General features: G+C 34.8%; 22 protein-coding genes, 3 pseudogenes and 1 riboswitch. Of the genes and pseudogenes, 22 read left to right on the plus strand and 3 right to left on the minus strand.

Features of this window, described 5'->3' with window-relative positions; all coding sequences use genetic code 11:
• Positions 1-57 precede the first annotated feature (57 nt).
• Positions 58-345, minus strand: a complete 288-nt coding sequence (locus tag MVE64_RS22435; RefSeq protein WP_247341408.1) for a DUF6509 family protein — start codon at positions 343-345, stop codon at positions 58-60.
• A 129-nt stretch (positions 346-474) separates the two neighbouring features.
• Here MVE64_RS22435 and MVE64_RS27950 point away from each other — a divergent pair, with 129 nt between their 5' ends.
• The 8 genes and pseudogenes from MVE64_RS27950 to MVE64_RS22470 all read left to right on the plus strand — a co-directional run bounded on the left by MVE64_RS27950 (position 475) and on the right by MVE64_RS22470 (position 9293).
• Complete coding sequence (locus MVE64_RS27950) at positions 475-714, plus strand: metallophosphoesterase family protein (RefSeq protein WP_345740714.1); 240 nt, start codon at positions 475-477, stop codon at positions 712-714.
• Positions 715-724: 10 nt separating this feature from the next.
• Positions 725-973 carry a metallophosphoesterase family protein gene (locus MVE64_RS27955; RefSeq protein WP_345740843.1) on the plus strand — a complete coding sequence of 83 codons (249 nt, stop codon included), beginning with the start codon at positions 725-727 and terminating at the stop codon, positions 971-973.
• Between the two features lie 232 nt (positions 974-1205).
• Positions 1206-2692, plus strand: a pseudogene (locus MVE64_RS22445) (glycine betaine uptake BCCT transporter).
• Positions 2693-2943: 251 nt separating this feature from the next.
• The gene (locus tag MVE64_RS22450; protein WP_247341410.1) at positions 2944-4209 is read left to right on the plus strand and encodes an ammonium transporter; all 1266 of its coding nucleotides are present in this window, start codon (positions 2944-2946) and stop codon (positions 4207-4209) included.
• Between the two features lie 55 nt (positions 4210-4264).
• Positions 4265-5254, plus strand: a complete 990-nt coding sequence (locus MVE64_RS22455) for a DUF294 nucleotidyltransferase-like domain-containing protein (protein WP_247341412.1) — start codon at positions 4265-4267, stop codon at positions 5252-5254.
• A complete protein-coding gene (locus MVE64_RS22460) occupies positions 5251-5955 on the plus strand; it encodes an exonuclease domain-containing protein (RefSeq protein ID WP_247341414.1) in 705 nt (234 codons plus the stop codon). Before MVE64_RS22455 ends, MVE64_RS22460 begins: the two co-directional genes overlap by 4 nt.
• Before the next feature lie 154 nt (positions 5956-6109).
• A riboswitch (cyclic di-GMP riboswitch) is annotated at positions 6110-6189 on the plus strand.
• A gap of 107 nt (positions 6190-6296) precedes the next feature.
• The gene (locus MVE64_RS22465) at positions 6297-8309 is read left to right on the plus strand and encodes a HAMP domain-containing methyl-accepting chemotaxis protein (RefSeq protein ID WP_247341415.1); all 2013 of its coding nucleotides are present in this window, start codon (positions 6297-6299) and stop codon (positions 8307-8309) included.
• Between the two features lie 135 nt (positions 8310-8444).
• The gene (locus MVE64_RS22470; protein ID WP_247341417.1) at positions 8445-9293 is read left to right on the plus strand and encodes a halocarboxylic acid dehydrogenase DehI family protein; all 849 of its coding nucleotides are present in this window, start codon (positions 8445-8447) and stop codon (positions 9291-9293) included.
• Positions 9294-9397: 104 nt separating this feature from the next.
• Here the strand turns inward: MVE64_RS22470 and MVE64_RS22475 are convergent, their stop codons facing one another.
• Positions 9398-9541, minus strand: a complete 144-nt coding sequence (locus tag MVE64_RS22475; protein ID WP_247341419.1) for a hypothetical protein — start codon at positions 9539-9541, stop codon at positions 9398-9400.
• Between the two features lie 319 nt (positions 9542-9860).
• Between MVE64_RS22475 and MVE64_RS22480 the strand changes: the two genes are divergently transcribed.
• Positions 9861-10445, plus strand: a complete 585-nt coding sequence (locus MVE64_RS22480) for an MEDS domain-containing protein (protein ID WP_247341421.1) — start codon at positions 9861-9863, stop codon at positions 10443-10445.
• Between the two features lie 37 nt (positions 10446-10482).
• Here MVE64_RS22480 and mscL read toward each other — a convergent pair whose 3' ends face one another.
• The gene (mscL, locus tag MVE64_RS22485; protein ID WP_247341422.1) at positions 10483-10866 is read right to left on the minus strand and encodes a large conductance mechanosensitive channel protein MscL; all 384 of its coding nucleotides are present in this window, start codon (positions 10864-10866) and stop codon (positions 10483-10485) included.
• A gap of 101 nt (positions 10867-10967) precedes the next feature.
• Between mscL and MVE64_RS22490 the strand changes: the two genes are divergently transcribed.
• From MVE64_RS22490 to MVE64_RS22550, 13 genes and pseudogenes are all read left to right on the plus strand, one after another.
• The gene (locus MVE64_RS22490) at positions 10968-11534 is read left to right on the plus strand and encodes a GrpB family protein (protein WP_247341424.1); all 567 of its coding nucleotides are present in this window, start codon (positions 10968-10970) and stop codon (positions 11532-11534) included.
• A gap of 238 nt (positions 11535-11772) precedes the next feature.
• Positions 11773-13529 (plus strand): annotated as a pseudogene (locus MVE64_RS22495) (ABC transporter ATP-binding protein).
• 8 nt (positions 13530-13537) lie between these two features.
• Positions 13538-15358 carry an ABC transporter ATP-binding protein gene (locus MVE64_RS22500; RefSeq protein ID WP_247341425.1) on the plus strand — a complete coding sequence of 607 codons (1821 nt, stop codon included), beginning with the start codon at positions 13538-13540 and terminating at the stop codon, positions 15356-15358.
• Positions 15359-15634: 276 nt separating this feature from the next.
• Positions 15635-16024 carry a sensor histidine kinase gene (locus MVE64_RS22505; protein ID WP_247341427.1) on the plus strand — a complete coding sequence of 130 codons (390 nt, stop codon included), beginning with the start codon at positions 15635-15637 and terminating at the stop codon, positions 16022-16024.
• A 20-nt stretch (positions 16025-16044) separates the two neighbouring features.
• Complete coding sequence (locus MVE64_RS22510; RefSeq protein ID WP_247341429.1) at positions 16045-16731, plus strand: response regulator transcription factor; 687 nt, start codon at positions 16045-16047, stop codon at positions 16729-16731.
• Between the two features lie 6 nt (positions 16732-16737).
• A pseudogene (locus MVE64_RS22515) lies at positions 16738-17709 on the plus strand (tripartite tricarboxylate transporter substrate binding protein).
• Between the two features lie 252 nt (positions 17710-17961).
• The gene (locus MVE64_RS22520; RefSeq protein WP_247341431.1) at positions 17962-18120 is read left to right on the plus strand and encodes a hypothetical protein; all 159 of its coding nucleotides are present in this window, start codon (positions 17962-17964) and stop codon (positions 18118-18120) included.
• Positions 18121-18248: 128 nt separating this feature from the next.
• Positions 18249-19337 carry an AbrB family transcriptional regulator gene (locus tag MVE64_RS22525; RefSeq protein WP_247341433.1) on the plus strand — a complete coding sequence of 363 codons (1089 nt, stop codon included), beginning with the start codon at positions 18249-18251 and terminating at the stop codon, positions 19335-19337.
• A 230-nt stretch (positions 19338-19567) separates the two neighbouring features.
• Positions 19568-21010, plus strand: a complete 1443-nt coding sequence (locus MVE64_RS22530) for an NAD-dependent malic enzyme (protein ID WP_247341434.1) — start codon at positions 19568-19570, stop codon at positions 21008-21010.
• 118 nt (positions 21011-21128) lie between these two features.
• Positions 21129-21776, plus strand: coding sequence for a YknW family membrane protein (yknW, locus tag MVE64_RS22535; RefSeq protein ID WP_247341436.1), 648 nt, complete (start codon positions 21129-21131; stop codon positions 21774-21776).
• Positions 21777-21794: 18 nt separating this feature from the next.
• The gene (locus tag MVE64_RS22540) at positions 21795-22913 is read left to right on the plus strand and encodes an efflux RND transporter periplasmic adaptor subunit (RefSeq protein ID WP_247341437.1); all 1119 of its coding nucleotides are present in this window, start codon (positions 21795-21797) and stop codon (positions 22911-22913) included.
• Complete coding sequence (locus MVE64_RS22545) at positions 22910-23596, plus strand: ABC transporter ATP-binding protein (protein ID WP_247341439.1); 687 nt, start codon at positions 22910-22912, stop codon at positions 23594-23596. Before MVE64_RS22540 ends, MVE64_RS22545 begins: the two co-directional genes overlap by 4 nt.
• Complete coding sequence (locus MVE64_RS22550) at positions 23593-24786, plus strand: ABC transporter permease (protein WP_247341441.1); 1194 nt, start codon at positions 23593-23595, stop codon at positions 24784-24786. The genes MVE64_RS22545 and MVE64_RS22550 overlap by 4 nt, the downstream gene beginning before the upstream one ends.
• Positions 24787-24840 lie beyond the last annotated feature (54 nt).

Genomic DNA, 24840 nt, shown 5'->3' on the forward strand with positions numbered 1-24840 from the left:
TTCGAGACAAAGAAGCGGTATAGAGGAAAAGGACGACTAAATGCAGTCGTCCTTTTTTTATAGTGTTGAAACAAGCTCCAAACAATGTGCAACAATTTCTTTTTCTTCATCTTCTTCAAGACCGAAATCTAAAAATTTTTCTGTTGTCATCTCAATGAAATCATATTGTGCAATATTGTATTGATCTTGGTAAACGGCAAATATTAATTTAAGTTTAATTCCGTGTTCACTAAACAACTCATCCTCCTCATCTACATCTAATGTAAGGAAAATCTCGTAACGATCTCCGGAAAGAATGCCGAATGGGTCATCTAATTTTTCAATTGTTGATTCAATGATTTTCATTTAAATCTTACCTCTTCCTATTCTTGAATAATCTCATTTAATGGTGTGAAAATATGTACCTAAGTCAAACTTCTAGAGCATTAATATTATAGCCTTTTCTTTATGATAATCCAAATTAGGGGTGGTCCTTTGAAAATCTTGGTTCTTGGAGACACACATATACCCAAACGTGCAAAAAAACTTCCATCTATTATTAAAACAGTGTGTAAGGAAGTGGATCGTATTATACATGTTGGAGATTGGCAAACAATTGAGGTGTATGAAGAACTTTCAAAGTTTGGAACACTTGACGGTGTTTTCGGAAATGTCGATAGCCAGGACTTAATGAACGTTTTACCTGAAAATAAAATAATAACACTCAGGTGGTAAGAAAATCGGAATAGTACATGGACATGGAAAGTCTCAAACAACAGAGAAACGTGCTATTGCAGCTTTTAAAGATCATAACGTTGATTGTATTTTATTTGGTCACTCTCATATTCCCTTTAAAAAGGTAGTAAATGGTATTCTTTTATTTAATCCGGGTTCTGCCACTGACAAAAGGAGACAAAGTCACTATTCATATGGAATTTTAACAATCACAAATGAGATTCACGCTGAACATAAGTTCTATAGTGTTAAAGAGTAAATTTGTAGATATGCAGGTAGTTAAAATAACTTGGATTATTAAAAATGCGGCAATCAGTATTTCTAAAAAAGTAACTATTTTTATGGTAATTCTCATTCTTTAGAGAATGCTAGTGAATAGGTGTATTTATGTTACGGTCAAACATGTCTTTATTGTGAATATCTCATCTGCTAAAAAGTCAGCATGTTAACTACACGATTAGCATGATTTTAACCGAAAAGGAGAACGATTTATGGAAAAGGTGTCAAAAGTTTTTTGGATTTCAATCGTCATCGCTTCAATATTCGTTGGATGGGGAGTGGTTGCTCCTGCACATCTTGGAGCTGTAATGGATAGAACTAAAGCTTTTTTCTTAGTAGCTTTGGTTGGTTTTATCAGTTATCGGCAACCTTCTTTTTAATCTTTGCCATATTCCTAATTTTTAGCAAGTATGGGAAAATTAAATTAGGCGCTGATGATGATAAACCGGAATTTAAACGATCTACATGGTTTGCTATGCTATTCAGTGCTGGTATGGGAATTGGGCTTTTGTTTTTCGGAGTGTCTGAGCCTGTATCTCACTTTGCTAATCCTCCAATTGGTGAAGGGGGAACTGGTGAGGCTGCAAAAGTAGCGCTGCGATACACATATTTACATTGGGGATTTCATGCTTGGGCAATCTATGCAGTTATTGCATTAGTGCTCGCTTATTATAAATTCAGAAAAAAAGAGCCAGGTTTGATGAGTGTAACATTAACTCCTTTACTTGGCAGGAGAGCAACAGGTGTAATAGGAACCATTATAGATGTAGTAGCTGTTTTTGCTACAATATTTGGTGTAGCTGCTTCTTTAGGTTTAGGAGCTGCACAAATTAACAGCGGATTGAGTTATATTGCCGGAATTCCAAATAATTTTACGGTTCAGTTAATCATCATTTCAATTGTTACAGTATTGTTTATCTTATCTGCAAGTACGGGGATACAAAAAGGGATAAAATATTTAAGTAATGCAAATATGGCTCTAGCTGTTATCCTTTTAATTGTATTCTTGGTTCTTGCCCCAACAAGATTTGTGTTAGATCTTTTTACAACAACCCTTGGGAGCTATATTCAAAACTTACCTAGTATGGGTTTAAGACTCGCACCGTTTAATGAAGAAAGTGCTTCTTGGATCCAGGGTTGGACAATCTTTTATTGGGCATGGTGGATTGCATGGGCTCCTTTTGTAGGAACGTTTATTGCCCGTGTTTCTAAAGGAAGAACTGTTCGTGAATTTATGGTTGCTGTATTAGTTATTCCAACACTTGTTTGTGCGTTTTGGTTTGCGGTATTCGGTGGAACTGGTATTTATTTTGAATTCTTTAAAGGATTAAATGTGAGTGGTCAAAGCTTGGAAACAGTGATTTTCTTTGTGTATCAGCAGTTACCATTAACAGGTTTGTTAATTGTTGTGACATTAATGTTGATTACCACGTTTTTTATTACATCTGCAGACTCGGCAACATTTGTATTAGGTATGCAGACTGCACATGGAAGCCTTAATCCACCGAATATTGTAAAGATTGTTTGGGGATTTTTCCTATCCGCATCAGCTGTTGTTCTAATGCTGTCTGGTGGTTTAAATGCAATGCAAACAGCGATTATTGTTAGTGCATTTCCGTTAACGTTTGTTTTGATAGCAATGTCATTCTCCATTTTAAAGGACTTTAATTTAGAATTAAAGACTGGAAAATCACGTTAGATTTAATTGTTTTTATTGAGCATCTCATGAACTTGAGGTGCTCTTTTTATTGTTAGTAAAAAAATTTCATTTTAAAAGCTGTATAAAATCATGTTCCAAATCACCTATGTTAGATATTCTCACACACAATTATCAGAAACTTTGCAAAACGTGTTGACACTTTGAAAATATCGTATAGAATAGTAAATAAGAAACAGATGTTATATTTTCTTACATCTAGTGTAAACTAAACAAACAAGGGAGGAAATGACATGGATTCAATGTTTTTAATGAACAGCTTGTGGGTCATGTTAAGTGCAATATTAGTTATTTTTATGCTAGGAGGATTTATTCTACTTGAAGCAGGGTCAACAAGAATGAAAAATGCAGGTCATATTGCAGGTAAGACAATTTTCACGGTCGGCCTTGCTTCATTAGTTTACTGGGCGGTAGGGTATGCATTTACTTTTGGTGGAAATGGTAATTTCTTTGTCGGGTTATCTGATTTCTTCTATTCAGGAGCACAAGCAGAAGGAATGGGATTATCCACAGCAGTATTCTTTGTTTTCCAATGTGCATTTGCCTGTATCTCAATTACAATTGCTTTAGGTGGATTTGCAGAACGTGCTAAATTATCAATTTATCTAGTTTTTACTATCTTATTCTCAGCTCTTATTTATCCGGTTATTGCTCATTGGATTTGGGGTGGCGGTTGGTTAGCAGAACATGGTAAACAAGACTTTGCCGGATCAACAGTTGTTCACTTAACAGGTGCTATGGCAGCATTTGCAGCAACAATTTTATTAAAACCTCGTATTGGAAAATACAATAAAGATGGCTCAGCTAATAACATTCAAGGTCATAACCAAGTATTCACAGCTTTAGGTGTTCTTATCCTTTGGGTAGGTTGGTTCGGATTTAATGCAGGTAGTACTGTAGCAGTTGATGAAGGTTTCTTCGGATTTGTTGCTTTAAACACGAACTTAGCTGCTGGAGCAGGTGCAGTTGCAGCACTTCTTATTTCTTGGATGGTTTTAGGGAAATCAGATGTTCCAACAATGTTAAACGGTGCTTTAGCAGGTTTAGTTGCTATTACAGCATCATGTGCATTCGTTGATACTTGGGCAGCAGTCGTCATTGGTTTTATAGCTGGTATTTTAGTATTCTATAGTGCAAGATTCTTTGAAAAGAGAAAAATTGACGATCCAATCTTTGCTTTATCTGTACACGGTGTTGCTGGTGTATGGGGAACTTTATCAACAGGCTTCTTTGCAACACCAGAACTAGCATCTGTTGGTAAGCCTGGTTTATTCTATGGTGGCGGATTTGATCAACTTGGCGTACAATTTATGGGTGTAGCAGTATCTGGTCTTTATGCATTCATTGTATCTTTTGTTATCTTAGCAATTGCTAAGAAAGTAATGAATGGTCTTCGTGTAACAGAAGAAGAGGAAGTAATGGGATTAGATATGAGTGAACACGGAAGCTATGGTTACCCAGAAGTGTTTGCTTCAAAGAATCAGAATGTTGGCTCATAAACAACATAAATGGTTAGATACGCTCATATTGAATAAACGTGAGGAAGTGTCTCTCATGCACGGTGCATTTGATTCCTATGAATCAATTAAAAAGTGGAAAGACAATCATATCCACAATTATGGATCAAATACAATAGAGTTAAATAAATTTCATGATGAGATGATGAAGAGTGCTAGTAAAGTAGCACTCTTTCATCTTGAAAGGAACTTTGGGGCTCCACCTTGTGATTTTACATGGTTTATTACTGGGAGTGGTGGACGAATTGAACAAGGTATCATTAGCGATCAAGATCATGGCTTAGTTTACAAAGAAAAATCAGAACGTGCAAGCAAGTATTTCTCTGCCCTTGGAGAAGAATTGTCAAAAGGACTTCATTTAATCGGATATCCGTATTGTGAAGGAAACGTTATGAGCTCAAATCCTTTGTGGTGTAAATCATTAGATGACTGGGAAAAGCAGCTAATTCATTGGATGGATGAAAAGAGCTGGGAATCCATTCGATTTTTACAGATCTTTTATGACTGTAGAAGCTTAGTTGGAAATGATGCCTTTATAAAGGACTTAAAAAATACAATCTTTGAATATCGAAATACAAATCCTAAGCTTTTACAGCGATTTATGGATAATATTCAACATATTAAACATTCTGTTGGTCCATTAGGACAAATCTATGTAGAACAAAGTGGCCAGTATGAAGGATGTATTGATCTAAAAAAAGCAGCTTTTTTACCGTATGTTAATGCAGTTAGGTTACTAGCAATGAAAGAGGGAGTAATTGAAACCTCTACTCTCGAAAGAATTACCATCCTTAGTAAAAAAGATCCTTATCGACAAGAAATGCTTTATTATAAAAAGAATTTTGAAAAGCTCCTTGAATACCGAAGACTATTATTTGCAAGTGCTGAAAGTTATGATGATGTGCATTATTTAAACATTAAGAAAATGACCAAGGAAGAAAAAAGAGAGATAAAATCAATCTTAAAAGATGGTAAAAAACTGCATCAATATGTGCAGGGGATCATAGATAAAGGGTGTTTAGAATGACATTTGACCCGTTTTTTTTTATGAGAGGTAAGCTTGGTGGCTCTCAATCTGGCCAATCACAGCAACAAGTAGCCTACCTTAGACAATTACAACGTGAAATGAGGGTGGAGGAGACATTAAATATTCCTCTTACTGAATTAAACGTCATTGTTTTTGATATCGAAACAACAGGTTTTTATCCTGATCAAGGAGACCAAATTATTTCAATAGGTGCAATTAAAGTAAAGGGAGATGAAATTAAAGAAGAGGAAACCTTTTACTCACTTGTTCGCTCAGAAAAACCAATTTCCAATGAAATTAGTTCTTTGACAGGTCTAACAAACGAGCAATTAACAACTGCTCCACTGTTATCCGAAACCTTGTTTGAATTTTTTCGGTTTGCCCAGGACTATACACTTGTTGCTCATCATGCAAACCATGAAAAGATGTTTTTACAGCATGCCTCTTGGAAGCTTTACCGGGCACCATTTAAGCACCGTCTTGTAGATATGTCCTTCCTGTACCGAATCGCAGAGCCTGAACTAAAGCTTATTACTCTTGAAGAATGCTGCAAACATAATGGGATACCGATTATTGGTCGTCATCATGCTCTGGAGGATGCCAAGTTGACTGCTCTGTTATGGAGTATTTATGTTAATAAGCTTAAAAGATTAGGGTGTGAATCTTTAAAGGATTTATATGAACGTTATACAATGGTTTAATGAAAAGGGTTATCAAAATGATAGCTCTTTCTTTATATGAGGAAAGTTTCAGAATATAATGATTTATCTTGAAAAGATAGCCAAATTACATTATAAGTAGTATGATAGTACTACTAAATTTTTAGACAGAATTGCCGAAATTATTTGTATATAATATAAAAATGGGCAAACCATTTGAAAAAATGGGACGCAAAACTAAAGGGGCTTATCATCTTATGCCAGCCAGTTGCAGATATGATTAGCATTGAATTTGTAAGTGAGCTGTCCTTATTTTTATCATTTGGGCAGTTTTATTATTTTACACAGAGAGTAATAGAGGCGAGAAAGGGAGAAAGAACATCATGAAAATCCGTCATGTTTTAAAGAATAATGTATTAAAAGGTTTTGACAGAAATCTCACGATTAGAAAAAAATTAATCATTGCCTTCGCATGTATTTTATTAGTACCAAGTCTTGCTATAGGATTTATTTCTTATCAATCTGCAAAATCTGAATTACAAGATAGCATGCTTCAAACAGCTAAGGAAAGTGTGCAACTAATTGATTCCTCTATGAATTCACAGCTAATTCCTATAGAAAAGGACATTGAATATTTTGCTCAGACAGCAAAAACGGCTAATGCAAAAATTGATATCGAGGAAATTTCGAAAATTAAATTGAAATTTAATCAATATATTGAAACAAAACCTGGAGCACAAGCGATTTATATTGGAACTGATACGGGTGAAATGATTGTTTCACCAACACTTCAACTTCCTGATGATTATGACCCGCGTGATCGTCCTTGGTATACGTTGGCAATGGAGAATAAAGGAGAAGTTGTTATTACAGATCCGTATATCGATGCTAATACAAATGAAACATCAGTAACGTTTGCTAAAGTTTTAAATGATGGTTCAGGTGTAGTGGCTGTTGATGTGAACTTAAATGTACTAAAAGATATGATAAGTGTAGTGAAGGTTGGGGCAGAGAGGTACTACGTAACAATTGTTGATGAAACTCAAACATACTTAATTCATCCTTCTAAGCAAGGTGAAAAGGTAACAGGTGATTGGGTAGGAAATTTATTTAAAAGTAATACTGGTGAATTTTCCTATACTATAGATGGTAAAGCGAAGGAAATGGATTTTATTACAAATGAACTAACAGGCTGGAAGATTGCTGGTACGATGTATACTAGTGAAATCTCAGAAGCCGCTCGAGGAATATTTTTAAAAACATTAGCTGTAGTACTAGTATCCTCTATTCTCGGAGCTATCGTTATTTTTGTTATTATACGTTCTATTTTACAACCAATTCGTATGTTAGTTGCTTCTTCAGAAAAAATTGCTAATGGAGATTTAGCGGTTGATATTAACATTAGTTCTAATGATGAAGTAGGACAATTGTCCAAGAGCTTTAACAAAATGGTCGAAAATTTACGTGCAGTGGTTGTAAGTCTTCAAACAGCATCAGAAAGAGTGAGTTCCTCTTCTGAAGAGTTGATTGCTAGTGCAGACCAATCGACAGCTGGAACTAAACAAGTAACAGAATCAATCCAACAGGTAGCTAGTGGAGCCGAAAGCCAAACACTTAAAATTGATGCAAATAATGCTGCATTAGATGAAGTACTACAAGGAATTCTAAGGATTTCATCTAGCTCATCAAATGTTTCTGATTTAGCACAAGCAACTGTAAGTGAGGCAGAAGTTGGAGGGAAATTTGTTAAAGATAGCTTGGAGCAAATGAAGTTTATTCATGCCTCCGTGACAGAATCAAATAAAGTCATTCAATCATTATCCAACAGATCACAGGAAATCGGAAAGATCCTAGATGCCATTTCTGAAATTGCTAATCAAACAAATTTACTTGCATTAAATGCCGCAATTGAGGCAGCAAGAGCTGGTGAACATGGAAAAGGATTTGCAGTAGTAGCAGATGAAGTGCGCAAATTAGCAGAACAATCTCAACAATCAGCTGGTCAGATTTCTACACTAATTTCATCTATACAGCAAGACACAAATCATTCCGTACAGGTAATGAGTGAGGTATCTAAAAATGCAGAGCAGGGTTTATCAATATCAACAGAAACATCTGAAAAATTTGATTCGATATTGAATAGAATGAACACTATGACTCCGCAAATTGAAGAGGTTTCAGCAACTGTACAGCAAATAACAGCAGCTATTCAAGAAGTTACAGCATCAGCCAATGAGCTTGCTATTATTGCAAAAGAAAGTTCAGCAACATCTGAAGAAGTAGCGGCTACAACTGAGCAACAACTTGCTTCAATGGAGGAAATCACAGCAGCCTCAAAAGCTTTAACTGGAATGGCTGAAGAACTTCAATCAATTATTGATCGCTTTAAAGTATAAGCAAATATTAAAAAGTCAGCTGAAGTTGCAGCTGGCTTTTTAAGTTTTTAAGATAAAGGTTATTTTGTGCAAAAAGATGTGTGGTTTAAGTTCCGGATACAGTGAATAACAATAATGTAAGAGGGAGGGAGTTGTATGAAAAGTGACAAATATGGAGTGCCAGAAATTTTTGAAGAGAACGTAAAGGGAAATTTATCTTATTTGTATCAGGATATTCAATATGTACTTAAGGTGCCAATTGTAAACTTTATATTTAGAACAACTGCGCTTTATGAAGCATTTTTACAACTAGCCTGGAGTCAAGTGCGACCAAGCATGCTAACTTCAAATATGGAAAATGCAGCTTCAGAAATAAGAAATCCAAAGCTTGGTGTTGATATGCCGACGATTAATTGGTCAAACCATTACGACCAAGCTACCATCGAAAAAATAAAAAAGATCATTTTTACATTTAATTATGTGAATAGTAAATTATTAATCATTGCATCTGCTTGGTCAGAGAGTTTATCCAATAGAACAATTCACGGAGGAAATCAAATAAGTGGGTATATTCAACCGGGAATCTTGCCTGGTCTTCCGAAGATTAATCTTATAAAGATAGAAAGTGCGCCTAAAGAAGTGAAAGGTCTTTTATTAGATATAGCAAAAACTCACCATACATACGACGTTGCTAGTGATTACCGGGCATTAGGGAGATATCCTGTATTTTTAAGAAAGAGCTGGAGTCATTTAAAGGAATATATAGGGACAGATTCTTATCAGCTATTATCAACGCAACTTAAGAAACAATCAATTAATCTTGCACATCAAATGCCTTTCCCAGTTACAATAAATAGATCTCTATTATCACAATGTTATTCTCCAAAAGATATAGCCGGCATTATGGGAGTTATTTCTATGTTTCAGCAATTCCTTCCGCCACTGATCATAGATGGTGAATTTTTCAGAATGATGTTAACTGGAAAAGAGCTTGATGGTAAGTGAATCAAGCTCTAATGAGACGTTAGATGAACAGTTCCCTATATACGGGTTTGGAAACTACTATCAATTTTTTTGGTTTTCATTACTGGGAAATAGAAAATACGTAATTAAGCCGGAAAAAAAGCCCCACCTAAAGAAATCAAAGTTCGGATTTGTATGGAAATAATGCTACCATAGTTTTGGTCAAGCACTCTAATCGCAAAAATAAACACTATAATCATTACAGGCAGCACAATTTTAAATTTCTTCAAAAGCTTCACATCCCTATTAAAAAATAATACTTAGTTTACCATATTTGATGTTAATTGCTAGAACAAGAATACCAACAATTTGGTCGTAGTCAAGATTAACGGTACAGACGAATAGAGAAATAGAAAAAAATAATAATGCTAGTCCACCTCTAATAATTATGTTTAAAACATTTATTTTAAGCTAAACACACGGGATGATCATGACTAATTTTGTTATATTATTTAGAATTGATAACCTTTTTCAACGAAATTGTTGTACTATTATATGTGAGACTAACTAGAGATTAAACAGTTTGAAGTTAAGGAGAAAATAACATATATGATAAAAAATATGGCTGAATTTACATATAAATTAAATGAAAATGGTGGAGGCCACATTCTGTATTTTACGGAGAAATTAGATGATTATGTTCAAAACGCTGTTGAATTTATAATTAGTGGTATAAAGAACAATGAATATGTTTTGTTTGTTGAAAATGAGCCTATTAACCTTTTAATATCACAAAAACTAAAAAATATGTTAGAAGCAGATGAAATAAAGAGAGTCCACCAAATTAATAATTTTGATTTCTATTGTTCCACAGGTAATTTCCACACAGTAACAATTCTAAACTACTTTTTTAACACATTAGATCCCTATTTTGATCAAAATTTAAAAATAAGGTGTTGGGGCCATGTGGAATGGCCGACTCAAAAGCATATTAATAGCACATTGAAAGAATTTGAATTTGAAGTAGACAGGTTAATGCCGGAAATGGATATAATCGGTGTTTGTGCATATAATTTAGACCGATTAACGAAAGAGGTCCAAAAAGCTTTAATGGAGTGTCACGGATACTTAATGACGGATAATGAAATAACGAGACTAGTTGATGAATCTGATGGAATAAAGAAAATATTTTAAATTAAGAAGTTCAGTTCCCAATGGCAATTTGATTCATTTATTCGTCATCCTTTTTTTCTTTTAGCAAATCACGTATTTCTTCCAGTAGAAGTTCAGTGTTTGTTTTAGTTTGACCAAAGGGCTTGTCGTTGTCTATATTCCGGAGCTTATAAAATAGTTGGACGAAGAAGAAAATACTATAAGTAATGATTAAAAATTCAAGTACAGTTTGTAAGAATGACCCATATTGAATAACGGATGCTCCAAATGGTAAAGAGAAATCTTTCAAATTTATGCCGCCTAAAAGTACACCTATTACTGGCATTACAAGATCATCAACTAATGAGCTAACGATCTTTCCGAAAGCCGTTCCGATAATTACACCTACTGCTAGGTCAATTGCATTCCCTCTTATGGCGAATTGTAGAAATTGTTTTAGCATGATATTAACTCCAATCTATTCATTACTTTTAAAGAGGACACTAAAAACAGTCCTTAATAAAGAATATTCACATAAGACAAGTTTAGAAGGAGAAGAAGAATATGAAGGTTTCATTGTCAGAATATGATCCAAAATGGCCGCAACAATACCTGATTGAAAAGGAAATGTTACAATCTAAACTAGGTTTTCTTAAACCAATGATTGAACATATTGGAAGTACATCAATAATTGGTTTATCAGCAAAACCAATTATTGATATCATGATTGGTGTTAGAGAGGAAATTCAGCTTGAAAAGGTTGTTGATGCATTATCACAATCCCCTTATGTATATGTATCAATCTATGATAAACAGCTACCGTTTCGACGGTTTTTTATTGTGGTTAAAGAAGTTTATTCTGAGTTGTATCCACATGTATTAACGACTGAAAATTTTATTGAGATTCCCCATCAACATCGAATAGCTCATATACATACAGTACCTATAGATAGTCAATGGTGGGAGGAACATCTTTTATTTCGTGATTTTCTTATACGATCGAAAGAGCATCTTTTAGAGTATGAAAGCTTGAAAAAGAAATTATCGAAAATAGAATGGACTAATGGAAATGAGTATGCTGAGGCAAAGGCTAAATTTATACAGTCTGTTCTTAAAGAGGCAAAATTATAAGGTGTTATTTAGAAAGATGCTTATTGGTTAGTTGAGATCTACTAACCAATAAGCATCTTTTTTCGTTCAAATGTATTAGTCCTTTCGTCCATTAGAAGGAGGTAGATTCCTTCAAAGGATATATTTTTTGAAAATTAAGCCAAATATATGGATAATTATTTCGATTGTCGATATATTTAAACGTATTACGTTATATTTATAGGTAATGTGATGGGAAGCAATTTAGGGGAGGGGAAGTATGGAAACGTTTAAAAAGTTAAAAAGCTTTTATTGGCCATACAGAAAGTATTTCTTATGGTCATTGTTTTTTGTCATATTTATTACAGCCATTACCGTGATTTATCCAATCGTTTTGCAATTAACAATCGATGAAATTGTATTAAAGAAACAATATGAGTATATTCCATGGATTGTGGTTGGTTTTTTATCATTGATGGTGGTAAAAGGGGTATCTGCATTTTTTCATCAATATTTAGGAGATATGTTTGGGATACAGTCAGTTTACAGACTTAGGAATGCCTTATATGAAAAGTTACAGCGATTGCCTTTTATTTACTATGATAATGCTAAAACGGGTGATTTAATGTCCCGATTGACTGCTGATGTAGAAGGGTTTCGTTTCTTTTTATCGTTCGGTTTTTCTGAGCTTGTTCGATTTTTACTATTAATATGCGGAACATTAACAGTTATGTTTATTTATTCCGTACCGTTAACGTTAGTAACGATCGCTGCTTTACCTTTTCTAGCGGTAGCTGTGTATCATTTTGATAAACGTGTACATCCAGCTTTTCGGAACATTCGTGAGTCATTTGGAAAGCTAAACACGAATGTGCAAGAAAATATTAGTGGAATACAAACGGTTAAGGCACTTTCTCGTGAGGATTTTGAAATATCAAAGTTTAACCGAGCAAACGGCAATTACAAAGAAAAATCATTAACAACATCATTTGTTTGGGCGAAATTTTTCCCTCTCATGGAGTTAATCGGAAATATATGTGTTGTCGCATTGCTTGCATACGGAAGTGTACTTGTTATTCAAGGAGGCCTGCAGCCTGGTGAGCTTGTTGCTTTCTTCAGTTTAGTTTGGTATTTAATGAACCCAATCATGCACTTAGGATTTGTGATTAACTTATTTTCGCAATCGAAGGCATCCGGAGAGCGACTACTTGAAATTTTAGAGGCTGAGGAAAGCATTCGAGATCAAGAAAATATCCTTCCAGATACTAAAATAAATGGAGAAGTAACCTTTTCTAATGTAAGTTTACGTTATAAAGAGGAAGAATCACTGGCATTACATCAACTAACTTTTCAGGCATCAAAGGGAAAAACAATCGGGTTAATTGGTTCAACTGGTTCTGGAAAAACAAGTTTGACTCAATTGATGACAAGGTTTTATACACCAACAAGTGGTCAAATTTTAATTGATGGAGAAGATATACGTGATTATTCATTAAAAGCATTACGCTCAAATATAGGAGTGGTTTTACAAGAATCATTTTTATTTTCATCCACAATTAAATCAAATATAGCTTACGGAAGACCAGATGCCACGATAGATGAAATTATTGATGCAGCAAAACGTGCTCAGGCACATGATTTCATTATGGAACTGAAAGACGGATACGATACGATGTTAGGTGAAAGAGGACTCGAGAACTTTCAGGAGGACAAAAGCAAAGAATTGCAATTGCCAGAGCAATTTGCATGGATCCACGCATTCTAATTTTAGATGATGCAACTAGTGCTGTAGATATGACGACAGAGTCCCATATTCAACAAGCATTAAAAGAAGTGATGAAGGGACGGACGACATTTATCATTGCCCATCGTATTTCTTCTTTGAAGCATGCTGATGAGATTCTTGTTCTTGATAGTGGTTCAATTATTGAGAGAGGAACTCATGAAAAGCTTCTGCAGCAAGAAGGTTATTACAAACGAATCTATGATATTCAATATAAAGATCAAAAAGCTGTTTTACACTCAACAGCAGGGTAGGTGATGATATGGAAAACAAAGATATAAAAGAAAAAATTAAGGAAAGATTTCATTACTCCACAGAAACGGTTATAGATAAACCATTTAATTGGCAGCAAATGTGGAGATTACTAAGTTACTTGAAACCGTATTCCAGAACATTACTTCCAGCAGCATTTATTGCTGTCCTCATTTCTGCAGTGGTCCGTCTCGTGGCACCTATATTAATAGGAAAATATACACTAGATTATGCAATTGCAAATAAAGATACCAAGCTTCTCATTATCTTAGTTACGACAATTTCTTGTCTCTATCTAGTATCTTACATAGCCAACACATTTCGAATCAGGTGGATGAACATGCTTGGCCAAAATGTAATTTATGATATTAGAAAGCATATATTTACTCATGTTCAATCATTGTCCCATAGATTTTTTGATCAGCGTTCCGCAGGTTCTATCCTAGTTCGAATTATGAATGATATTAATTCCCTTCAGGAGCTATTTACTAGTGGGGTAATCAACCTGTTAATGGATTTCATCCTCTTAATCGGGGTTGTAGTACTTTTGTTTACTCTAAGTCCACAACTCACATTAGCAATTATGGTCATTGTGCCGCTTATGTTTTTCATTTCTACCAGTCTACGAAAAAAAATACGTCGTTCATGGCAAACTGTACGATTAAAGCAATCAAAACTGAATTCACATCTGAATGAATCAATTCAGGGAATCCGAGTGACTCAATCATTTACACAAGAAAAAGAAAACATTGAATACTTTGATGGAGTTAACTCGGAGAATTTTCACTCATGGCAAAATGCTACGAAGCGCAATGCAATGTTTACACCAATGGTTGAAATGACAAACGCAATTGGTACAGCTATTTTAATTGCTTATGGAGCAACCCTGATAGCTAATGAATCAATTACAATTGGAACTTTTGTATCTTTTGCTTTTTACTTAGGAATGTTTTGGGAACCAATTTCGAGACTAGGCCAGGTATATAATCAATTGTTAATGGGAATGGCCTCTTCAGAAAGAATTTTTGAATTTATTGATGAAAAACCGAATGTTGCTGATTCGGATAATCCGACCATCCTTAAGAGTATGAAAGGTAAAATTGATTTTGAATCAGTGGAATTTGCCTATGATTCTTCTAGAAAAGCACTCAACAAGATCTCTATATCAATCCCAGCGGGGCAAACAGTTGCATTGGTTGGCCATACGGGTTCTGGAAAAACAACAATCGCCAATTTAATTAGTCGTTTTTACGATGCAACTGGAGGAAGTGTAAAAATTGATGATATAAATATTAAAAATTTACCAATCAGTGAATTAAGATCACGTATCAGTGTTGTTCTTCAAGATACATTTATCTTTTCAGGCACAATTATGGATAATATTCGATTCGGTTGCCCAACAGCTTCGGACGAACAAGTGGTAAATGCGGCGAAAGCAGTTGGTGCGGATGATTTCATATGCTGTTTGTCTAGTGGTTACTTAACAGAAGTAGAGGAAAGAGGAAATGTATTGTCAGTAGGTGAACGACAACTTATTTCTTTTGCTCGGGCACTACTTGCAGATCCAACCATTATTATTCTTGATGAAGCAACTGCAAGTATTGATACTGAAACAGAAGTGAAAATTCAACAAGCATTGAAAACCCTCCTGAGTGGAAGAACTGCAATAATGATTGCCCATCGACTTTCAACAATTCGTGAGGCTGATAATATTATTGTTTTGGATCATGGTAGTATTATGGAGCAAGGAAATCATGGGCAATTAATGGAAAAACAGGGTGTTTACTATGGATTGGTCAAAGCTCAATTTACTATGTTAGAAGTGGGATAATTCAATAGATATCGAATAAGAATAATAGTTATTATGGATTAAAACTTGAAAGGCGCCCAAAATGGGTGCTTTTTTCATTTCAAAAAAATGAAATTTAAATTTTTTATAACCTTTGTGAATTAAATGAACAAAACATTGAAAGAGGCTTCATTACAATGATTAACATATCTGCATCAGATATGTTAAACATTAGTGAAAAACATTTCATTAATCAACATATTCAGGATAATTTACCTAATATCAAAATTATTAGGTAAATTGGGAAGAGCGTCAGAGATGAAGATTCATTTTGAAATAGACCCGGAAAGTTATGTAGATCCTCTTCCAAAACATATTGGAGTTACAGAGATCATCACAATTATTGGTAATTTAATTGACAATGCTTTTGAATCAGTCATTTTTCAAGATAAGAGAAACGTTTCATTTTCTATAACAAACCTCGGAAATGAAATTATTATAGAGGTAACTGATAGTGGCAATGGGTTATCAAAAGAACAATTTGATACACTTTTTGCAGTTGGCTTTTCTTCTAAAGGTGAAAATAGAGGATATGGACTATATAATGTAAAACGCATTGTAGATGCCTTAAACGGAAATATTGATGTAATTAATGGCAAAGAAGGAGGGGCAATCTTCACAGTGTTTCTTCCAAAGGGAGTTAAGTAAAGATTAAGGAGAAGGTTCAAATGATTAACATTTTAATTGCAGAAGATGATTTTCGAATTGCCCAGGTTCAGGAGCAATTTCTAAAGAAGATAGCAGACGTCCAATTAGTAGGAAAGGCACTAAATGCAAAAGACACGATGAAGTTGTTGAATGAAAATAAAGTTGATCTGCTTTTACTTGATATATATTTACCAGATGAATTAGGTACAGATCTATTACCTAGAATTAGAGAGCTATATCCTACCACCGATGTAATCATGATCACGGCTGCAACTGAAAAAGACATGCTTGAAACATCTATAAGACAAGGTGTATTTCATTATTTATTAAAACCTGTAACGATGGAAAAATTTATTGAAACAATTGAAAACTATAAAAATAGAAGGAAATTATTTTATAGCCAAGATGAAGTGACTCAAGTCTTCATTGATCAATATTTTACAAAAGGAAAACAACAAACACTAAATCAAAAAGATTTACCTTCCGGGGTCGATAAAATAACGCTACAAAAGGTAATTGAGGTTCTCAACGCTTTTAACGGTGGTGTTACGATTGAAGAGATGGGGGAAAGAATAGGTGCCTCAAGAACAACTGCAAGAAGGTACTTGGAGTATCTCGTCTCAATTGATGAATGTAAATCAAAACATGAATATGGCATAGTTGGAAGACCGGAGAGAAAGTACTTTAAAAAAGGTGGAGTTTATTAGGTAATGATGAGAAAAAGAATCTTTTATGTTTACTTATATTTTCTCCTTTTCCTTTTTGGATGTTCAGTACAAGAGAATAATGAAATTCTGCTAAATGAAGATATAACAATTATAGCTCCAAGCTCAAAAGGTGGAGGATGGGATTTAACAGCAAGAGCTGTGCAACGTACTCTTTTAAGTGAAGGGATCATAGAGGAAGATATTCAAGTAGTGAATAAAATTGGTGCTGGTGGAGAACTAGGGTAGAAATTTTTAAGTCAGCAAGATGGACAAGTACTTGCGATGAATTCAAGTCTTCTTATAACAAATCATTTGCTAGGTCAAAGTAAGCTAACATTTAAAGATTTTACTCCAATCGCAACATTGGCAACTGAATGGGAAGCAGTTATTGTCTCAAAAGAATCTGAAATGAATAGTGCAAAAATGTTAATGGAAAAGATGAAATCAGCACCAGAATCTTTTAAAATTGGGGTTTCGCCTAGATTAGGAAACGATGATCAACTTTCTTTTGTATTGGCTAGTAAACAAGCAGATATAGAGCCAACAAAGCTTAATTTCCGGGTGTATGAAAATAGTCAACAGGTTGTTGATGCATTACTTGCAAAACAAATAGATGTTGCCACTATGACAATATCAGAAGCAATTAAGTATTATGAGTTACATCAAGTAAAGCTTCTAGTAGTTTCGGCCGATAGGCGATTGAGGGAACTTCCGATGATTCCTACCTGGAAGGAAGAAGGGATAGACGTCGTTTTTAGCCATTGGCGAGGAATAATGGGGCCGCCTAATATGACGAAAGAAGAGATTTTATTTTGGGATAAGACATTAAGTGAAATGGTGAAAACTAAAAAATGGCAAGGAATACTAGACGAATATATGTGGAAGAGTTTTTATAAAGACAGTAAAGATACCTTTAACTATCTTGAACAACAAAGTGAGATGTATGAGCGTTTAATGGGGGTTAATGAGATGAGTTGATTCTCATGAACAAAATGGTCAAAACTCACTTAATGAATATAATAAAATAATTATTTGTATTATTTACTTTGAAAGTAACTGGAATTATCATATGGAATGAAAGGTTACAAAACTTTATCTTGTCTTAGCAACTGTTTCTAAAAGGGGAACTTTATACTATTTATTAGATTGCTATTTATAAATGTTAGTATAGAAGTTTACCATTATGATTTGACGATTAGCCTTTTATCAAAGATATTGGGGGAGAAAAAAATGTGGGTAATTACTGTTTATTCTAATGAAAGTATTAAAATGTTCGAATATGAATGTGAATTAGAAGCTAAAGAATCACTACAGAGCATGAGAGGAAGTAGTATCCTCTCACATGTTGTTTATTTTAATGATCACTTAGTAGAAACAGTAGCTAATTAATAGAAACCAAAATGACCCTATCTAAATTGCTCTTTTCCCATTGTTAATGTGAAAAGAGTAGCAAATTAGGGTCTTTTTTTAGTTATTGCAACAGAATAGGAAAGCAGATTTAAGAGGGGTGATTAAGATTGGTCAAGCAAATAAACCTTTATTTTATTATTGAAACAGTCATTGTTGGAGTATTTGGGGGAACTCTTTTCTTACTATTTAACTTGCCTTTAGCATGGATGCTTGGTCCATTAAGTGCAGTTATGCTTTGGAAGTTGATAACTAAACGCAAATTACATTGGCCAATTGGTTTTCGTAACGGTGGACAGATGATTTTGGGCTTTAGTATGGGGTTATCATTTACAACGGAGAGTGCCAGGCAAATACTTGAGCAATTTCCCTCAATGATGATAACAACAATTTTAATGGTTGGATTTGGTCTTATAATGGCTAAGTTCATTTCAAAGGTCACAAAAATGAAAGGAGCAAGTGCGGTGATGGGGACAACACCCGGGGGATTATCACAAATGGTTATTTTAAGTGAAGAAATTACTGATGCAGAACCAACAATTGTTACATTTATGCAAACGGTGAGGATGTTAACGGTTATTTTTCTAGTACCTTTCTTAACGATCCATGCATTATCTACCTCTCACACCGATAGTTTCGTGGAAGACTCTGTTTCTCAAATGAATACAAGCGGTTACATACAACTATTAATCTTTTTAGTTATTGTTTTCTTTTTTACTAAATTGGCAGTTCGTTTTAAATGCCCTACTCCGTGGATTATTGGTCCACTTATTTCTACTGCACTTTTAACTGTATTTGGGTTTAACGTTCCACCTGTGCCTGATTTTTTGACCATATTGGCACAGCTTTGCTTGGGGATCTACCTAGGTCTTGGGATGAAAACAAATATGCTAGGTAATTGGCGAAGTTTGTTGCCAGTTACGGTCTTGTCATCATTACTCATTGTAGGGTTTGCTCTTTTATTAGCATACGGATTACATAGCTTATACTCTATTTCTATGTCTACAGCATTTCTATGTATTGCACCAGGTGGATTACCTGAAATGGGTGTCACAGCTCATACAGTAAATGCGGATGTTTCAATGGTGGCGGCCTTCCAATTATTTCGTGTGTTTTTTATCTTATTCATCATTCCGTTATTCTTAAGAAAATTTTTTGGTAGAAATACAATCGAGAAAAAATCAGTTACTGTGAGTTAATAAATACCGTAAATAAAATGAACAAAATACACAGAAAAAATTAAAAGCAATAAATTGTCAAAACGATTACAGAAAAGAGCACCTATAATAAAATGTATTCAGGATATTAAAACGCTTCCAATTCATCTAATTTATTTCAAGCGCAAATGCTTATAGGCTTTCGCTACGTACAAGAAATAGATTAGTCGTTCTAATATCCCCTTTATTGATAAAGCATGTGGAGGTATCGAATGTCTCAACTTAGTAATGCAAGCATGAATATAATTATTAGACTTCATTTTCAGAAAAACCTTATTACGTTTAGTGAGATTGCTAAGGTAATTGGGGAAGCTGGTGGTGATGTAATTGGAATTGATGTGATCTCAACAAGTAAAACACAAACGGTACGAGACATAACGATAACAGTAAAGAATCAACAACATGGTCAAACTGTTATGGACGAAATCAGTCAACAAGAAGGTGTAAAGATTTTGTCAGTTTCTGATCGAACCTTTTTATTACATCTTGGAGGAAAAATAGAAATCACTCCAAAAAATCCGATTAAAAATCGAGATGATTTATCTAGAGTTTATACACCTGGAGTCGCACAGGTATGTAACGCCATTGCTGATGAGCCACTTAAAGCTCACTCGTTAACGATTAAACGAAATACGGTTGCGGTTGTTTCTGATGGAACTGCAGTTTTAGGACTAGGTGATATTGGGCCATTGGCTGCAATGCCTGTTATGGAAGGAAAAGCAATGCTGTTTAAACAAATGGCAGATGTAGATGCATTCCCAATATGCCTTGATACGAAAGATCCGGAAGAGATTATTTCGATTGTTAAATCAATTGCGCCTGCCTTTGGAGGTGTTAATCTAGAAGATATTTCTTCTCCTAGATGCTTTGAAATCGAAGAAAGATTAAAGGCTGAAATGGACATACCTGTCTTTCATGACGACCAACATGGAACAGCTGTCGTATTACTTGCAGGTCTTTACAATGCACTTAAGCTTACTGGTAAAAATATTGAATCAATCAAAGTTGTTTTGAATGGTGTAGGTGCAGCTGGAACAGCATGTGCAAAAATGCTGCTAGCTGCTGGAGTGAAAAACATCATAGGTGTTGATCGAGTAGGTGCTATTAATAGAAATGAAACATACGATAATAAAAATTGGACAGACTTTGCATACATGACAAACCCAGAAAATATCAGTGGTTCCTTAACTGACGTAATAATAGGAGCAGATGTTTTTATCGGAGTTTCAGCTCCTGGTGTGTTAACGGTAGAACATCTCAAAACAATGGCGAAAGATCCAATTGTGTTCGCATTAGCTAACCCTGTACCCGAGATTGATCCAGAACTAGCTGAACCATATGTTAGAGTGATGGCGACAGGTAGATCCGATTTTCCAAATCAGATTAATAATGTCCTTTGTTTCCCTGGCATTTTTAGAGGGGCACTTGATTGCCGGGCTTCAGAAATTAATGAAGAAATGAAAATTGCTACTGCAAAAGCTATTGCAAATGTAGTTTCTGATGATGAATTAAGTGAAACCTACATTGTTCCAAGTGTATTCAATCAAAAAGTTGTTGAAAAGGTACGCGAGGCAGTGGTGAAGGCTGCTTATGAATCTGGTGTAGCAAGAAAAGATCTATTTAAAGAAGAAAATGCACTAGTGAGAAGTTATTAGTAAAAAGTCTTAGGTTACTAGTTTTTTAAAACAAGTAGCTTAAGATTTTTTATTTTTTTGAAACCATTTAATACCTCCTACGTATTAGGTAATGAAGACAAATTTTGGAGGTAGAAACATGGAAGAACAAACAATAAAAACGAAAAAACCGTCATTATTCGGAATGATTTTTCAACCGGGAGAACAATTTGAGAGATTAAGAGAAAGACCAGTCATTTGGTTGCCATTAATTCTTTTGTCTATACTTGGAACAGTTATTGCTGTCCTTACAGTACTTAACGTGGATTATTCTACATTACCAGGACCAGCTATGTCCGCTGAAGAGCTTGAGCTTACAAAAATGTTTGGAATCATTTTTGGGGGACTTGGTGGTTTATTTGGTACATCAATTGGCTTTTTAGTTGTTGCAGCAATTTTATTCGGAATTGCCAAAATAGCTAAATCATCAGTTTCATTTAAACAAATGTTTTCACTAATCATTTTCACAGGATTTATCACAACAATTGGTCAATTATTGAATCAACTTATTATTTTCGCAATTGGTGGAGATCCGTACGTTATGCTAACAAGTGTGAACAGTCTTATTGGAGCAGATGGAGTTTTAGGAGCAGTTTTAGGCGTATTTGAAGTGTTTCAAATTTGGTATTATGTTTTGCTGGCACTTGGACTTATGAAAGTTTCAGCTTTCCAAACCGGCAGCATATACAATTGCTATTATTTTCTTTATTTTAGGTCTTATTGTTGCAGCAATTGGAGGAGTTTTTGAAGGGATAGCACAGTTCTAATGAAGAAAAAAATTTGGATAGGTATAGGCGTTGCGTGCTTAATCATTATATTAGTTGGAATTAATGTTTTTCGAACAGTAAATAAAGAAAACCTAACAGTTGATACAATAAAAGTTGAAGAACGTGAAATGACCGGGAATGTAATGGTTCCCGGTACACTTTCGCTAAGAAATGAGAGTTTTGTTTACTTATCCCCTGAAAGCGGTAATGTTGCTGAGATTCTTGTAAAAGAAGGAGATAAGGTGGAAGAAGGAACACCTCTACTTCGGTATGAGAATGAACAGCTATTATTAGAAAAAGAACAAAATGCTTTATCTCTAGAGTCTTCCTACTTACGAATTAATCAGGTGGAAAAACAAATAAATGATTTGGATGAAAAAGAGGAAGATTTGACGAAGCAAGTAGGCAAGGATGAAGCAAAAAAACAAGTTGATGCCGAAAGAGATCAATTAAAAACAGATTTAAAATTAGCTAACCTCGAAGCTAGACAAGTGCTACTTCAAAAAGAAACAATTGAGAAAAAACTGGGAGAACTTGAAGTTGTAAGTGAAATTTCTGGTACGGTTCTTTCTATTAGTAAAGATGCATCAAAAGGAGTCACTCAAGGAGCTATTTTACACATTGCAAAACCTGATGAGCTTATTGTAAAGGGATCCATTTCTGAATATGATTCTTTAAAAATTAAGGAGAAGCAACCTGTAACATTGAGATCTGATGTTGTACCAGGAAAGGAATGGGTTGGTGCCGTTAGTAAGGTTAATCTTCTGCCGGAACAGAATGAAAATGCAATGGGTAATGAAGATAGTGCTGTTCAGTATCCAATTGAAGTTACAATTGATGATAAAGGTATTAAAGCAAAACCAGGCTTTAAATTAATAATGGATATCCAAACAGAAAAAAGAAAAGCTCTTGCTGTTCCTTTAGAAGCAGTGAAACAGGATGCTGAAGAATATTATGTATTTGTTGTTAAAGAAGGAAAGGCCATTCGTAAAATAGTAAAAACAGGTGCGGCAAGTGATGAGTATATGGAGATCAAAACAGGGTTAGAAACAGGAGAAAGAGTTATTGTTAGTCCTTCAAATGAGCTGCAAAATAACATGGAAGTGAATGAGAAATGATTGAGTTAACTTCCATTACTAAGAGCTATAAAGTAGGACAGGATACATTAGATGTTCTTAAAGGAATTAGTCTAACAATTAACGAAGGTGAATTCGTTGCGATTATGGGTCCTTCTGGTTCCGGAAAATCGACACTAATGAACGTTATTGGATGTTTAGACAACCCTACCTCGGGCACATACTTACTCGGTGATGAGGACATTTCCACTTATAAGGATGAAATGTTAGCTAGGGTACGTAATTTATCGATAGGCTTCGTTTTCCAACAATTTCAGCTTCTTCCCCGGCTCACGGCTCTAAAAAATGTAGAGCTTCCGATGGTTTACGCGGGTTATAAGAAAAAAGAGCGTGAGGAGAGAGCAAAGCAGGCTCTTGAAAAGGTTGGGCTAGCCGAGAGGGTGAATCACTTGCCCAATGAGTTATCTGGAGGACAAAAACAACGTGTTGCAATCGCGAGGTCAATTGTAAATAACCCTAAAATCATACTGGCGGACGAACCAACTGGTGCACTTGATAGTAAAACAAGCATTACAATAATGGAGCAATTCACACAATTAAATTTGGAGGGTACAACAGTTATACTTGTTACCCACGAACAAGAGGTTGCTGATTATGCAAAAAGAATTATTACAGTTAGAGATGGGATCATTCTCTCAGATGTAGAGCGGAGGAGAGAAGTATGAGCTTACTTGAAAATGTAAAGATGGCATTAAGTTCAGTATTAGCTCATAAATTGCGCTCCATTTTAACGATGCTCGGAATTATTATAGGTGTGGCATCCGTTATTTTAGTTGTTGCCATCGGTCAAGGTGGAGAGCAATTACTAAAAACTTCAATAACTGGTCCTGGTAATACGATTGAAGTTTATTATGAACCAAGTGAAGAAGAATTAATGTCAAACCCAAATGCCTATATGAATGCTGCTTTTACTCAGGAAGATGTTAATTCATTAAGCAATATACCAGAAGTGAAAAAAGTTGTTGCAGCTTCATCAGAATATTTTTCAACAAGATATCGGGAAGAAACAGCCGATACTAGTGTTAATGGTATAAACCAAGCCTATATGGAAGTAAATAACTTGAAGGTTGAATCAGGAAGAAATCTGGTTGAAGCAGATTTTATTGGAGGCACACGTGTAGGGGTTATTAGCTCAGAGTTGAAAAAGGAAATGTTTGATAAAATTGAGCCGTTAGGTGAAGTTGTTTGGATTAATGGTCAACCGATTGAAATTATAGGAGTATTAGAGAAGCCAGAAGGTTTATTCGCATTCGGAGCGATGGAAGTATATGTACCATGGAATACATTTCGGAATTCTTTTGGAAAGAATGAATATAATTCAATTACGTTACAGGCTACAAATGCTGACGTAATGAAAGAGGTTGGAGAAAAGGCAACAACTCTTTTAAATACAACTCATAATACAGATAATTCTTATAAAGTGTTTAATATGGAAGAAATGGCAGAAGGAATTGGTCAAATCACAACCATTATGACGTTAATTATTGGATCAATTGCGGGTATCTCACTTGTAGTCGGGGGAATTGGCGTGATGAACATCATGCTTGTTTCCGTAACTGAACGAACAAAAGAAATCGGAATAAGAAAGGCGTTAGGCGCAACAAAGCGTCAAATTCTTACTCAATTTCTAATTGAATCGGTCACCCTTACACTTATAGGTGGAATTATCGGAATTTTACTAGGAGCAATAGCAGCAAATGTTGTATCAATCTTTGCTGGATGGCCACCTCTCATTTCTTGGCAGGTTGTTTTAGGAGGGTTAATATTTTCAATGGTTATTGGAATTGTTTTTGGAATGTTACCTGCGAATAAAGCGGCCCGCTTAAGTCCGATTGAATCTTTAAGATATGAATAACATTTTAACCTCCCATTAGTTGTTTATGGGAGGTTTTTTATTATGTTTTTCTCT

It is taken from the genome of Metabacillus endolithicus (genome assembly GCF_023078335.1).
In the GTDB taxonomy this organism is placed as follows: domain Bacteria; phylum Bacillota; class Bacilli; order Bacillales; family Bacillaceae; genus Metabacillus; species Metabacillus endolithicus.

Coding starts and splice junctions, on each gene's coding strand:
- MVE64_RS22505 (WP_247341427.1), top strand. CDS start 15,635: ATGAAGATTCATTTTGAAATAGACCCGGAAAGTTATGTAGATCCTCTT.
- yknW (WP_247341436.1), top strand. CDS start 21,129: ATGGAAGAACAAACAATAAAAACGAAAAAACCGTCATTATTCGGAATG.
- mscL (WP_247341422.1), bottom strand. CDS start 10,866: ATGCTAAAACAATTTCTACAATTCGCCATAAGAGGGAATGCAATTGAC.
- MVE64_RS22465 (WP_247341415.1), top strand. CDS start 6,297: ATGAAAATCCGTCATGTTTTAAAGAATAATGTATTAAAAGGTTTTGAC.
- MVE64_RS22520 (WP_247341431.1), top strand. CDS start 17,962: ATGTGGGTAATTACTGTTTATTCTAATGAAAGTATTAAAATGTTCGAA.
- MVE64_RS22530 (WP_247341434.1), top strand. CDS start 19,568: ATGTCTCAACTTAGTAATGCAAGCATGAATATAATTATTAGACTTCAT.
- MVE64_RS22550 (WP_247341441.1), top strand. CDS start 23,593: ATGAGCTTACTTGAAAATGTAAAGATGGCATTAAGTTCAGTATTAGCT.
- MVE64_RS22455 (WP_247341412.1), top strand. CDS start 4,265: ATGCACGGTGCATTTGATTCCTATGAATCAATTAAAAAGTGGAAAGAC.
- MVE64_RS22540 (WP_247341437.1), top strand. CDS start 21,795: ATGAAGAAAAAAATTTGGATAGGTATAGGCGTTGCGTGCTTAATCATT.
- MVE64_RS22480 (WP_247341421.1), top strand. CDS start 9,861: ATGATAAAAAATATGGCTGAATTTACATATAAATTAAATGAAAATGGT.
- MVE64_RS22490 (WP_247341424.1), top strand. CDS start 10,968: ATGAAGGTTTCATTGTCAGAATATGATCCAAAATGGCCGCAACAATAC.
- MVE64_RS22510 (WP_247341429.1), top strand. CDS start 16,045: ATGATTAACATTTTAATTGCAGAAGATGATTTTCGAATTGCCCAGGTT.
- MVE64_RS22450 (WP_247341410.1), top strand. CDS start 2,944: ATGGATTCAATGTTTTTAATGAACAGCTTGTGGGTCATGTTAAGTGCA.
- MVE64_RS22500 (WP_247341425.1), top strand. CDS start 13,538: ATGGAAAACAAAGATATAAAAGAAAAAATTAAGGAAAGATTTCATTAC.
- MVE64_RS22470 (WP_247341417.1), top strand. CDS start 8,445: ATGAAAAGTGACAAATATGGAGTGCCAGAAATTTTTGAAGAGAACGTA.
- MVE64_RS22435 (WP_247341408.1), bottom strand. CDS start 345: ATGAAAATCATTGAATCAACAATTGAAAAATTAGATGACCCATTCGGC.
- MVE64_RS22545 (WP_247341439.1), top strand. CDS start 22,910: ATGATTGAGTTAACTTCCATTACTAAGAGCTATAAAGTAGGACAGGAT.
- MVE64_RS22460 (WP_247341414.1), top strand. CDS start 5,251: ATGACATTTGACCCGTTTTTTTTTATGAGAGGTAAGCTTGGTGGCTCT.